The organism is Pseudoalteromonas sp. P1-26, assembly GCF_001401795.1.
Classification (GTDB): Bacteria; Pseudomonadota; Gammaproteobacteria; order Enterobacterales; family Alteromonadaceae; genus Pseudoalteromonas.
Genome location: NZ_LKDX01000068.1, coordinates 1 through 13,703, shown reverse-complemented (window position 1 = coordinate 13,703; position 13,703 = coordinate 1). Strand labels below are relative to the sequence as shown.

At 43.8% G+C, this 13,703-nt stretch carries 10 protein-coding genes; 3 read left to right on the top strand and 7 right to left on the bottom strand.

Annotated elements, in window-relative coordinates; translation table 11 throughout:
- Positions 1 to 134: 134 nt before the first annotated feature.
- On the bottom strand, positions 135 to 4,019 hold the full coding sequence (gene purL, locus AN394_RS20015) for a phosphoribosylformylglycinamidine synthase (RefSeq protein ID WP_055022378.1): 3,885 nt from the start codon (positions 4,017 to 4,019) through the stop codon (positions 135 to 137).
- A 311-nt stretch (positions 4,020 to 4,330) separates the two neighbouring features.
- On the opposite strand from purL, the gene mltF reads away from it, so the two are divergent.
- Both mltF and AN394_RS22210 read left to right on the top strand, forming a co-directional pair.
- On the top strand, positions 4,331 to 5,800 hold the full coding sequence (gene mltF / locus AN394_RS20010) for a membrane-bound lytic murein transglycosylase MltF (RefSeq protein WP_054560974.1): 1,470 nt from the start codon (positions 4,331 to 4,333) through the stop codon (positions 5,798 to 5,800).
- A gap of 102 nt (positions 5,801 to 5,902) precedes the next feature.
- Positions 5,903 to 6,073 (top strand): hypothetical protein, encoded by a 171-nt coding sequence (locus AN394_RS22210; protein ID WP_165385080.1) that lies wholly within the window; start codon positions 5,903 to 5,905, stop codon positions 6,071 to 6,073.
- Here the strand turns inward: AN394_RS22210 and tadA are convergent, their stop codons facing one another.
- Positions 6,074 to 6,571 (bottom strand): tRNA adenosine(34) deaminase TadA, encoded by a 498-nt coding sequence (gene tadA / locus AN394_RS20005; protein WP_054560975.1) that lies wholly within the window; start codon positions 6,569 to 6,571, stop codon positions 6,074 to 6,076.
- A 180-nt stretch (positions 6,572 to 6,751) separates the two neighbouring features.
- On the opposite strand from tadA, the gene AN394_RS20000 reads away from it, so the two are divergent.
- Complete coding sequence (locus AN394_RS20000) at positions 6,752 to 8,056, top strand: inosine/guanosine kinase (RefSeq protein WP_054560976.1); 1,305 nt, start codon at positions 6,752 to 6,754, stop codon at positions 8,054 to 8,056.
- Positions 8,057 to 8,062: 6 nt separating this feature from the next.
- Here AN394_RS20000 and glsB read toward each other — a convergent pair whose 3' ends face one another.
- The 5 genes from glsB to ftsY form a co-directional block, all read right to left on the bottom strand.
- A complete protein-coding gene (gene glsB / locus AN394_RS19995) occupies positions 8,063 to 8,983 on the bottom strand; it encodes a glutaminase B (protein WP_054560977.1) in 921 nt (306 codons plus the stop codon).
- An 80-nt stretch (positions 8,984 to 9,063) separates the two neighbouring features.
- A complete protein-coding gene (gene rpoH / locus AN394_RS19990; protein WP_054551048.1) occupies positions 9,064 to 9,927 on the bottom strand; it encodes an RNA polymerase sigma factor RpoH in 864 nt (287 codons plus the stop codon).
- 225 nt (positions 9,928 to 10,152) lie between these two features.
- Positions 10,153 to 11,139: a permease-like cell division protein FtsX gene (gene ftsX, locus AN394_RS19985; RefSeq protein ID WP_055022377.1), complete on the bottom strand. Its 987-nt coding sequence runs from the start codon at positions 11,137 to 11,139 to the stop codon at positions 10,153 to 10,155.
- Positions 11,136 to 11,813, bottom strand: coding sequence for a cell division ATP-binding protein FtsE (gene ftsE, locus AN394_RS19980; protein ID WP_054560978.1), 678 nt, complete (start codon positions 11,811 to 11,813; stop codon positions 11,136 to 11,138). Before ftsE ends, ftsX begins: the two co-directional genes overlap by 4 nt.
- A 53-nt stretch (positions 11,814 to 11,866) precedes the next feature.
- The coding region (gene ftsY / locus AN394_RS19975; RefSeq protein ID WP_235576286.1) for a signal recognition particle-docking protein FtsY at positions 11,867 to 13,703 on the bottom strand (1,837 nt) is incomplete at its 5' end.

Sequence of the window (13,703 nt, the reverse complement as noted above, 5' to 3'; positions counted from 1 at the left end):
CTTCTCGCTTCTCGCTTCTCGCTTCTCGCTTCTCAGATCATTATAAACAAAAAGGCCACACATGATAGTGCAGCCTTTTTAGTTTAAACGGTTTGTATGAACCTAGCTTGTATAGCTAGGCACACAATTAAGTTCTAGCCAACGTTTTTACGAGCGTTGCGGAACATACGCATCCATGGGCTATCCTCAGTCCACTCATCTGGGTGCCATGAGTTAGCAACAGTACGGAATACACGCTCTGGGTGCGGCATCATAACCGTTGCACGGCCATCAGTTGAGGTAATACCTGTGATACCTTCTGGCGAGCCATTCGGGTTAGCTGGGTATTGCGTTGTTGGGTTACCGTAGTTATCAACAAACTTCACTGCCACAGTACCTGATTCAAGCGCTGCTTTAACTGCATCACCGTTTGCGAACTCAGCATGACCTTCACCGTGAGAAACAGCGATAGGCATACGTGAACCTGCCATACCGTTAAAGAATACCGATGGGTTTTCTTGTACTTCTACAAGGCTAAAGCGAGCTTCAAAACGCTCTGACTTATTCGTTACGAAACGAGGCCAGTGCTCAGTGCCCGGGATCAATTCTTTCAATGTTGAAAGCATTTGACAGCCATTACACACACCTAAGCTGAATGTATCTTCGCGGTGGAAGAAGCTTTGGAACTGCTCACGCGCCATCTCATTAAATAGGATTGACTTAGCCCAGCCTTCACCTGCACCTAATACGTCACCGTAAGAGAAACCACCACATGCCACTAAGCCTTTAAATTGCTCAAGTGTTAAACGACCTTCAAGAATGTCGCTCATGTGCACGTCAACCGCAGCAAAGCCTGCACGGTTAAATGCCGCAGCCATTTCTAAGTGAGAGTTAACGCCTTGCTCACGTAGAATCGCCATTTTCGGCTTCGCACCTGTTGCAATGTAAGGCGCTGCAACATCTTCGTTTAAGTCAAAGTTTAGTTTTACATTAAGACCAGGGTCTTTTGCGTCAAACTTAGCGTCAAACTCTTGCTTAGCACACTCAGGGTTATCGCGACGTGCTTGCATTTGGTAAGTTGTTTCTGCCCACATAGTACGAAGCTCAGTACGCGTGTGGTTAAGAACCACATCATCACCACGAGTGAATACCACACGATCATCAGCGTTTAGTGCGCCAATTTCATGGCTGATAGCTGCTAAGCCATGGTCTGCAAGAACGGCTTTAACTGCGTCTAAGTCAGCGTTTGCCACTTGGATAACCGCACCTAGCTCTTCATTGTAAAGCGCTTCGATGTCTGAACCTGTTAAGCCAGCAAGGTCAACAGTAACACCCGTGTGACCAGCAAATGCCATTTCAGCAACCGTAGTGAATAAACCACCGTCTGAACGGTCATGGTAAGCAAGTAGCTTGTTATCAGCAACAAGCGCTTGCATTGCTTCGTAGAAGCCTTTTAATAATACAGGGTTATCAACGTCAGGCGTTACATCCCCTAGTTGCTTATAAACCTGTGCAAGGCTTGATGCGCCCATACGGTTTTGACCCGCACCTAAATCAACTAATAATAGTGATGACTCACCTTTATCAGTACGTAGCTGTGGCGTTACGGTTTTACGCACATCTTCAACACGACCAAAGGCAGTAATGATCAATGATAATGGTGCAGTAACCGATTTTTGCTCGCCGTTTTCATCCCATTGAGTTTTCATCGACATTGAGTCTTTACCCACAGGAATAGTTAAACCGAGCGCCGGACAAAGCTCTTCACCTACCGCTTTTACAGCTTCGTAAAGACCCGCATCTTCGCCTGGGTGGCCTGCTGCAGCCATCCAGTTTGCAGATAGCTTGATATTTTCAAGGCCACCAATGTTCGCACACGCGATGTTCGTTAGTGACTCAGCCACAGCTAAACGAGCAGAAGCACCGTAGTTTAAAAGTGCAGCTGGAGTACGTTCACCTAATGACATTGCTTCACCGTGGTAAGTATCAAACGCAGCGGCTGTTACCGCACAGTTTGCTACTGGCACCTGCCAAGGACCTACCATTTGGTCACGCGCAACTAAACCCGTTACCGTACGGTCACCAATGGTGATTAAGAATGTTTTCTCAGCAATCGTTGGTAAGCGTAATAAACGCTGTGCAGCGTCTGCAGCATCAATGTTAGCAACGTCTAATGGTTGAGATTGCGCTTTTTTCGATTCAACTTCACGATGCATTTTTGGTGCTTTACCAAGTAAAACATCAAGCGGAAGATCAACTGGGTTGTTACCGAAGTGGCTATCTTCAACCGTTAAGTGACGCTCTTCTGTTGCTTCACCAATAACAGCGTATTCTGCACGCTCACGTTTACAGATTGCTTCGAAGCGCGCGAAGTCTTCTGCTGCAACAGCTAATACGTAACGCTCTTGAGATTCGTTACACCAAATTTCGTGTGGTGCCATACCCGGCTCATCGTTTGGAATGTCACGAAGTTGGAATTTACCACCACGACCACCGTCGTCTACAAGCTCAGGGAATGCGTTTGAAAGACCACCTGCACCCACATCGTGGATGAAAGCGATTGGGTTTGCATCACCTAGCTGCCAACATTTATCGATAACTTCCTGACAACGACGTTCCATTTCTGGGTTTTCACGCTGTACCGATGCAAAGTCTAAGTCTTCGTTTGATTGACCTGAAGTCATACTAGACGCAGCACCACCACCAAGACCGATGTTCATTGCCGGACCACCTAGTGCAATTAGCTTAGCACCTACAGGGATTTCACCTTTTTGAACATGTTCAGAACGAATGTTACCTAAACCACCGGCAAGCATGATTGGCTTGTGGTAACCACGTACTTCTTCACCGTTATGGCTTGATACTTTCTCTTCGTATGTACGGAAGTAACCAAGTAAGTTAGGGCGACCAAATTCGTTATTGAATGCCGCGCCCCCTAATGGACCTTCAGTCATGATATCAAGTGCATTAACGATACGACCAGGCTTACCGAAGTCTGTTTCCCATGGCTGCTCGTAACCAGGAATACGTAGGTTAGATACAGTGAAGCCAACTAAACCAGCTTTAGGTTTAGAGCCGCGGCCTGTTGCACCTTCATCACGGATCTCACCACCAGAACCTGTTGATGCACCAGAGAATGGCGCAATCGCTGTTGGGTGGTTGTGAGTTTCAACTTTCATCAAGATTTCGATGTTTTCTTGATGGTACGCGTACTCACCTTCAACATTAGGGAAGAAACGACCTGCTAACGAACCCTTCATTACCGCTGCGTTATCTTTATATGCAGATAGTACGTTTTCAGGGTTTTGCTCGTAAGTGTTTTTGATCATTTTGAACAATGATTTTGGCTGTTCGATGCCATCAATTGTCCAATCGGCGTTAAATATTTTGTGACGACAATGCTCAGAGTTTGCTTGCGCAAACATGAATAATTCGATGTCGTTCGGGTTACGCCCTAACTTTTGGAAGTTTTCTACCAAGTAATCAATTTCGTCATCTGCAAGCGCAAAACCTTGCTCCACGTTTGCTTTAGCAAGCGCTTCACGGCCACCACCTAAAATGTCAACTGATGACATTGGACGCGGCTCATCGTGACGGAATAATTTAGCTGCATCAGCCATATCCGCGTGCGTTGCTTCAGTCATACGGTCATGTAATAACGCTGCAACTTCAGCTGTTTGCTCAGCTGATAAATTACCTTCTACGTAGTATGCAATACCACGCTCAACACGGTGAACTTGGCTTAAGCCACAGTTATGTGCGATGTCAGTTGCTTTTGATGCCCAAGGCGAGATAGTACCTGGACGCGGCGTTACAAGAATTAACGTGCCCGCAGGGGTATGCTCAGCAATTGTTGGACCATAAGTAAGCAGTTTTTCCAGCTTGGTTTGCTCATCAGCTGAAAGCTCGGCTGTAAGATCAGCAAAATGCATGAACTCAGCATAAACGTCAGTGACTGGAAGTTGTGCCTGTTGGCAACGCGCTAAAATTTTCTGAACTCTAAAATCGGAAAGTGCTGGTGCACCACGAAGGATCAACATAGGTATTTTCATCCGGGGTTAGGGATTGAACGATATTTTAGGCGCATATTATAGTGCAAATAACGTCTAGATTTAACTCAAAATTACGCTTTTATTTAAATAATCTTCATAACCGCTTTTATGGTTGCAGCAATTAACTATCTTAGTCGTCCTTATTTCTTCGCAGGTTCTTGTTCTGTATGACTTATCTGCTAGCAGCCTTGTTATAGTTATTAATTTTTAAATAGATAACTAAAACTATTCGCCAAGTGACGTGGCTTAGAAGTTTTGTTATAACACTAAGGTAATGGTTTAAGGGGCATTTATAATCTATGCAAAAGTTACTCGCTATTTTTAGTTTAGTGCTCATGTTATGTGCGTGTGATATGCAACAGCAACCGTCGCAACTTGCTCATATCAAGGCACAGAACAAAATTAGAGTAGGCACATTAGCTGGCGCGAGTAACTACTATCAGGCTCCACAAGGTGTGCAAGGCTTTGAATATGAGCTTGCCCAAGAGTTTGCTGACTATGTTGGTGTAGAGCTCGAGATGGTGCCTTTTTTTAATCTATCCGATATGTTCGCACGCTTAGAAAGTGGCGATTTAGATATTATAGCTTCAGGTCTTACCTATAATACGATTCGGGCAGAGCATTATCGATTTGGCCCAACCTACCGAACAATTAGCCAAAAATTAGTTTATAAACAAGGCCGTACTCGCCCTCGAGAGTTTGAGGATTTAACCGGTAATCTCACTGTTTTAGCCAAAAGCAGCCACTCGTTGGCACTACAGCAATTAAAACAATTGCATCCTGAACTTAGCTGGAACGAAACAGAAGACATGGATGAAGAAGAGCTTCTGCAAGCAGTTATCGACGGTGAAATTGATTACACCCTAGCAGATTCACACACCTTATCGCTGTTTCGCCGCTATCACCCAAATTTGAGTATCGGCTTTTCGGTTACCCGTAACGACCCTATCGCTTGGTTACTAAGAAAAGATGGTGACGACTCTTTATATGCCTTGATGGTGCCATTTTTTGGCGACGTGAAAAAAAGCAACCAGCTTTATGTGTTAGAAGAAAAATACTTCGGCCATGTTCGTCAGTTTAACTATGTGAACACACTTGCTTATATCGAAGCAATAAAAGACACCTTACCTAAATACCAACCTTGGTTTGAGCAATACGCAGGTAACATAGACTGGCGATTACTGGCAGCTTTGAGTTATCAAGAATCAATGTGGAACCCAAGGGCTAAGTCACCAACCGGTGTACGTGGCATAATGATGCTAACCCAAGCAACAGCAAAACAGGTCGGCGTAACAAATCGACTAGAGCCTGAGCAAAATATTAAAGGCGGTGCCCAGTATCTTGCCAAAGTGATTTCTTGGATCCCTGAACGCATTCCGCAGCCCGACAGAACCTGGTTTGCCTTAGCCTCTTACAATGTTGGCTGGGGACACGTCAACGACGCACGTATTATTACCGAGCAAGAAGGTGCAAGCCCAGATAAATGGGCTGATGTTAAAAAGCGCTTACCGCTTTTAATTAAAAAGCGTTACTATCGAAAAACCAAATATGGTTATGCCCGTGGCGATGTTGCAGTAAAGTACGTTGATAATATCCGTCGCTATTACGACGCACTGGTTTGGCTTGATGAAAATGATGCGATTGCTAACCCAAGCGAAAAAGAACAAAGCACTGAAGAAGCTCAACCTGAAGCGCAAGCAAGCGAGCCAAAGCCAAATGACAACACGCAACAAACCAACTCAGAGCAGCAAGAATTAGAAAACAACTAACTTCAAGCACCGAAATCTGTTTACTTGTCATCAAATGATCATTATCTTTTATTAGAAATGGAATGGACCATGCCATGCTTTACTCTCACTTAAGGAGCACTCATGTTAAAAAGAAGACGTACGACACATAAGTTCAAGCGTAATGTTATTTACTCAACGGCGACCCGCCGTCGTATCATGCTACGTAATACACACAAGAAAGTTATTTGGCGTCGCCGCTTATTTGCGATGCAGTTAATGGAAGCACAAGTCCCTGCAACGCCGGTTGTATAACTAGGCGTTGCGAGCAGCCTGCTTTGCCGCCTTTTTCTCTTCTCTACGACGCTTAAAAAACGCTGAAATTACCGCCCCACACTGCTCACTCATAACATCACCGGTTACTTCAACTTGATGATTAAGCCTAGGTTCTTGCAGCAGATTCATAATTGACCCTGCCGATCCCGTTTTGGCATCTTTAGCACCAAATACCAATCGCTTAATACGGCTATGTACCAACAGACCTGCGCACATAGAACAAGGCTCTAACGTTACATACAAGGTGCAATCGATTAATCGATAGTTATTAAGTACTTTACCTGCTTCGCGGATTGCCATCATTTCAGCATGAGCGGATGGGTCGTTATCAATAATTGAGCGGTTATAACCATAGGAGATCAGTTGATTGTCTTTTACCAGCACAGCACCAACCGGAATTTCATTAATCGCAGCCGCTTCATTGGCGTAGTTTAATGCTTTTTCCATCCAATATTGGTCGCTAAATTGTTCGCTCATATATCACACAAATCTTGTAAAACTGTGAGTAATTATACCTAGTTAGTGAAAAATGTCGGCAATAAATACTGCTACACTTAAAAATTAACGCAAAATTTAGTGGCTTTTTCATGGCTCAATGGACCCATATTGCGCTATAATCTCGCGCTTTTTTTATTTAGCTTACAACACGGGTAGCAAATGAAATTTCCTGGACGCCGCAGGCATAAACATTATTTTCCGGTGGAAGCCAAAGATCCACTGACGAATCAACTTAACTCAACCGACCGACTACAACGTAGTTATATTACGGGTATCGACCAAATTGTGGTAGATATTGAAGCGAAAGTTGATCAAGCTTTCCTAGATGAATTTCAATTGCGCCGTGGCATGTCGCAAGTGATCGATAACGATATTACCAACGCGCTATACGACAGACTAAAACTCGACAATATGATCGATTATGAGTTTGCCGGTGGTACGGTTGGTAACACCATGCACAACTACTCTACCCTAGCTGACGACCGTTCAGTGTTGTTAGGGGTAATGAGTGAAAATATCAAAATCGGCAGCTATGCATATCGTTTTTTATGTAACACCTCAAGCCGCGTTGACCTTGACTACCTTCAGCCTGTAGATGGCCCAATTGGTCGTTGTTTTACCTTAATTGACGAGACTGGTGAGCGTACCTTCGCAATCAGCGCGGGGCTTATGAACCACCTGCGCCCTGAATCAATAGATCAAGCACTTATTGAGAATTCATCAGCACTGGTTATCAGCGCATACCTAATGCGTACTCAAGGTGATGAAACCATGACAGAAGCGACCATGCAGGCAGTGAAATATGCCAATGATGCAGGTGTGCCTGTGGTTTTAACCCTTGGCACTAAGTTTCTAATTGAACAAGACCCTGCTTGGTGGGCTGACTTTGTAAAGGAGCATGTTGATATTCTTGCTATGAATGAAGAAGAAGGCCTTGCTATTACTGGCTTTGAAGATCCGCTTCTGGCAGCCGACAAAGCACTAGATTGGACTGATTTAGTTATTTGTACGGCTGGCGAAAAAGGCTTATTTATGGCCGGTTACGTAGACGACTCATTCAAGCGTGAAACAGAGTACCCGTTATTACCAGGCGCGATTGCTGACTTTAACCGTTATGAATTTTCGCGCGCAATGCGTAAAGACGACTGCCAAAACCCAATTCGTGCTTACAGCCACACAGCACCGTTTATGGGCGGCCCAGATAGTATTAAAAATACCAATGGCGCAGGCGATTGTGCTCTGGCCGCGGTACTACATGACTTATCAGCAAACGTTTACCACAAACTTAATGTGGCAAACTCAGCGAAGCATCAGCAGCCTGCTATGACCTACTCATCGCTTGCACAAATTAGTAAATACGCTAACCGTGCAAGTTATGAAGTACTTGTTCAGCACTCGCCACGTTTATCTCGTGGCTTACCTGAACGTGAAGATTGTTTAGAGCAAGTTTACTGGGATCAGTAACAGCAACTAAAAAATCGAAATATCCAGTTTCTGGGATAAACGCTCAAGAGCCGCTATCCCAGCTACTGAGTTACCATACGAGTTAAGTCTTGGCGCCCACACAGCCACAGTAAATTGATTTGGTAATACAGCTAATATAGTACCAGATACCCCTGACTTACCCGGCATACCAACACGGTAGCCAAAATCCCCTGCAGCATCGTATAAACCACTGGTAAACAGTAACGAGTTTAACTGCTTATTTTGCCTTGCACTGAGTACTTCTTGGCCATTGGCATCTTTACCTTGGTTTGCTAAGTAATTGTAAGCTTTTGCTAATTCTACGCAGTTTAACTCTATGGCACAGAAGTTAAAGTAAGCCCATAACACATCATCAACTTCATTATTAAAGTTGCCGAATGACTTCATTAAATGCCCCATTGCGGCGTTGCGATGACGAAACTCATATTCAGAGTTTGCCACTTTCTTATCAATAACAACCTGAGCATTTCCTGATAACTGGCGAAACGACTCAAGCATAGAGTGCATCGGCGCAGATAAACGGCTATATAACGCGTCACAGGTGACAATCGCACCGGCATTAATAAATGGGTTGCGTGGTATGCCCTGTTCAAACTCAAGCTGTGTAAGTGAGTTAAAAGCGGTGCCTGATGGCTCTTTACCAACTCGTTGCCACAGCTCATCACCATAACGCTGAAGTGCTAAAGTTAAGGTCATTACTTTCGAAACAGATTGAATTGTAAAACGTGCACTACAATCACCCGCGCAATAGGTTTGCCCATCTACTGTATGAATAGCAATGGCAAACTGGTTTGGCTCAACCTCTGCAAGCGCAGGAATATAATCAGCAACCTTACCTTGGCTCAGTAATGGTTGAACTTCTTTTGTGATTTCATCTAATACATGTTGATAATCAATCTGTGACATACCGCGTCCTTTAAAACAAAAAGCCCCGCATTTGCGAGGCTTTGTAGTCTACTAAAGATGGTTTGCTATAGCGATTGCTATTAGCTCATCGCTGATTGCAGTTTTTTCATTGCTGTTTTTTCTAGCTGGCGAACACGCTCTGCTGAAACGTTATATTTCTCAGCAAGCTCTTGTAATGTCGCTTTATCGTCAGCTAACCAACGTGCACTTACGATGTCTTGAGAACGTTCATCAAGGGTTTTTAAGGCGCTGAATAAACGTGCATGAGACTGTTCTTGCCATTGCTGCTCTTCGATATCATCAGCAAGGTCAGCACTGCCATCTGTTAAATACTGTACTGGCGAGTATGTGCTTGTCGGTGCGTCGTCATTGTCGTCGCCCGTTAAGTCAAAGCCCATATCTTGGCCACTCATACGTGATTCCATCTCACGTACTTCTTTTTCACTTACACCTAGCTCATTAGCAACTGTGCTAACCTCAGCTTGGTTAAACCAACCTAAACGTTTTTTGTTTTTACGTAGGTTGAAGAATAATTTACGTTGCGCTTTAGTAGTTGCAACTTTCACGATACGCCAGTTTTTAAGTACGTATTCATGAATTTCAGCTTTGATCCAGTGTACTGCGAATGAAACTAAGCGAACACCTACACTTGGGTCGAAACGTTTTACCGCTTTCATCAGACCGATGTTACCTTCCTGAATTAAATCAGCTTGCGGTAAGCCATAACCTGAATAGCTTTTCGCAATATGAGCAACAAAGCGTAGATGCGACATAATGAGTTGCTTCGCAGCTTCAAGATCACCTTCTTCCTGAAGACGTGTCGCCAACTGCTTTTCTTTCTCTGCATCAAGCATAGGAATAGTGCTAACCGCTTGAAGGTAGCCGTCCATACTTGCGCTCTGTTGACCTGCAGTAAGTGCCATTGCGTATAAATCTTTACTCATTTTTCACCTCAGTGATAAACATTTGAAACCATCTTAGCACTCTTTAAGCGAGAGTGCTAACTTCAATTAAAAACTTTTTTAAAGTTCAAATCAAGTGGTTTTTGTATCTATTTTTAGTCTACGCTAACACGCTGAATAAGCGATGAATTCTAGCTTGGAGTGATATTTTGATAAATTAACAGCGACTACTATTTATCGCTAAAAGAGCAGTGTAACAACGAATTGTTACACTTTATCGGGTTCAATTTCTTTTATGTAGCGGTTAACTGATAGGTAAGAACCAACAAATCCTAAGCCTGTTGCAAGAGCGACTAAAATGCCAAACTCTGAGAGTGTTAAACCAATTAAGTCAAAGCTGGTTTCATAAACACCCGCCACATCACTTACAGCAGCACCAAGCCACCACATCATTAATGCAACACAAATAAAAGAGAACAAACCGCCAATAATACCGTACCAAATTCCTGTCCATAAAAATGGTGCATGAATAAAGGTGTTTGTCGCCCCTACTAACTTCATCACTTGAATTTCATCTTTCTTATCCATAATTGATAAGCGGATAGTATTACCAATGATCAGAGTGACGGAGGTTAATAATAGTAGAGCAATGGTGATCACGCTTTCTTTTAATAAACTTAAAAGTGCATTTAATCGCTCAAGCCAAGCAATATCGAGTTTACCAAAATCAACTTCTCTTTCGCCTTCAAGCTTGTGCAGTAATTGTTTTGCCGTATTTGGTTGACGGTATCGTGCTGTCGGCGTAACAATAACAACATCAGGTAACGGGTTCGCATCTAAATATTCAAGTGCTTGGCCAAATCCTGATACTTGTTTAAATTCAGTGAGGGCATCGCCTTTTGATATAAACTCCACTTTATCTACTTCAGGGTAGAGTGCTAAACGCTTAACAAGGGTTTGCGTTTGCTGTTCGCTCATAGTTTCTTTTACGAACAACGAGATCTCTGCGGCATCTTCAAAGCCACTGCTCACTTGCGAGACATTTTTAACCACTAAATAAAGCGTCGCTGGCAGTGTTAAGCTTAACCCCAATACCGCAATGGTCATCAATGAGGCTAAAGGCGTTCGCCACATTTCACCGAGGCTGTGCACACCTTGGCGAATAAGATTAATAAAGAAGAAATAAGGCGCTGCTAAAAATGACTTCTTCTGACGTTCGTTTTGGCTGTTGCGGCTTTTAAACAATAAACTCATAGTGCCCCCTCAGCTAACGGATCGTCAATCATACGGCCATCTTTAAGTGTTAGACTGCGATAACGCATACGCGCAATTAAGCCAATATCATGGGTTGCAATCAGCACGGTTGTACCATGATTATTAAAGTCTTCGAATAAACGTAAAATGTCCATCGAAAGTTCAGGGTCTAAGTTACCAGTTGGCTCATCGGCTAATAGGATTGGCGGTGAATTAACGATAGCGCGAGCAATACCAACACGCTGCTGCTCACCACCTGATAAGGTTGCTGGATTACACTTAGCTTTATCAAGTAACCCGACTTTATCAAGCGCACCGTGAACACGTTTAGCTATTTGCTTATGGTGCGTACCTTCAATGATTAAAGGTAAGGCAACATTATCAAACACTGAGTAACGTTCTAGTAAGCGGTGATTCTGAAAGATGATACCAATATCGCGGCGCACATAAGGGATCTGGCGCGATTTAACAGCATTTAAATCAACACCATTAATAAGCACCTGCCCGGCTGATGGACGCTCCATCAAGCTGATAAGCTTCAATAATGTACTTTTACCTGCCCCACTGTGCCCGGTTAAAAAGGCCAGTTCACCAGGCTTAATATGAAAGCTGACTTTTTCAAGGGCACGATGGCCACCTGGATATGTTTTACTGACTTGCTGAAAATTTATCATTTTAGTTATCAATCATCTTGCAGCGAAAAAGGGAGCAAGCTCCCTTTAGTTAATTATGCGTCATCCTCGTCTTGGCTAAATAGTGCATCAATAAAGTCACCACTATTAAAGGTACGTAAATCATCAATACCTTCACCAACACCAATGTAACGAATTGGGATATTAAATTTATCTGCAACGGCGAAAATCACACCACCTTTAGCGGTACCATCTAGTTTAGATAAAGTAATGCCCGTTAAACCAACACATTCATTAAATAATTTAACTTGGCTAATTGCATTTTGACCTGTACCTGCATCAATAGTTAGCATAACTTCATGCGGCGCATCTGGGTCAATTTTCTTCATTACACGGGCAATTTTTTCAAGCTCTTGCATTAGGTTATCTTTATTTTGCAAGCGACCTGCTGTATCAGCGATTAACACATCAGCATTACGAGCCTTTGCAGCCTGAAATGCATCAAATACCACTGACGCACTGTCTGCACCTGTATGCTGAGCAATCACTGGGATGCTATTACGCTCACCCCATACTTGCAGCTGCTCAACCGCTGCAGCGCGGAACGTATCTCCGGCAGCAAGCATCACTGACTTACCTTCGCTTTGGAACTGCTTAGCTAATTTACCAATCGTGGTGGTTTTACCTACACCATTTACACCCACCATTAAGATAACAAATGGCTTTTTGTCACCACTTACAACCAGCGGCTGCTCGGCGGTTTTAAGCATACTAGCCATTTCTTGCTTCATTAACTCATATAAAGCATCGCCATCTTTTAATTGCTTACGATCAGCGGCATCGGTTAGGTTATCAATCAACTTCATTGTTGTATCAACACCTAAATCGGCTGTTAGTAATTGTGTTTCTAGTTCTTCAAATAACTCATCGTCAATTTTCTTACCACTAAAAATAGACGCAAAGCCTGAACCAATATTAACGCGAGTTTTTAATAGACCTTTTTTAAGGCGTGCGAAGAAACCTTCTTTCTTTGGTTTTTCAGCAGCGGCTTGAGCAGCTTTATCTTGCTCTAAACGCTCAGCTTCTGCTTGTTCTTCAGCAATGCGTTCTTGTTCTAAACGCTCCGCTTCTGCCTTTTCTGCAGCAATGCGTTCTTGCTCTAAGCGAGCTGCTTCTGCCTTTTCTGTCGCGATACGTTCTTGCTCTAAACGTTCCGCTTCTGCCTTTTCTGCCGCGATACGTTCTTGCTCTAGGCGCTCCGCTTCTGCCTTCTCTGCAGCAATTCGTTCTTGCTCTAGACGATCCGCTTCTGCTTTTTCTGCAGCAATACGTTCTTGCTCTAAACGATCCGCCTCTGCTTTCTCTGCAGCAATACGTTCTTGCTCTAGACGATCCGCTTCTGCTTTTTCTGCAGCAATACGTTCTTGTTCTAAACGATCCGCCTCTGCTTTCTCTGCAGCAATACGTTCTTGCTCTAGACGATCCGCTTCTGCTTTTTCTGCCGCAATGCGTTCTTGTTCTAAGCGCTCCGCTTCTGCCTTCTCTGCAGCAATTCGTTCTTGCTCTAAACGTTCCGATTCTGCCTTTTCTGCAGCAATGCGTTCTTGCTCTAGACGTTCTGCCTCGGCCTTCTGCGCAGCAACTTGCTCGGCTTCACGCTGTGCCTGTTCTGCTGCAGCACGCTCTTGCTCTAATTTCATTGCTGCTTCTTGCTCAGCAAGACGAGCTTGTTGTTCTTGACGTTGTTGTTCTGCCGCCTGCTGTTCTTGAGCTAAACGTTCAGCTTCTGCTTGTTCTGCCGCAATGCGTTCTTGCTCTAAACGTTCTGCTTCTGCCTTTTCTGCAGCAACACGTTCTTGCTCTAAACGCTCAGCTTCTGCTTTTTCTGCCGCAATGCGTTCTTGCTCTAAACGTTCTGCTTCTGCCTTTTCT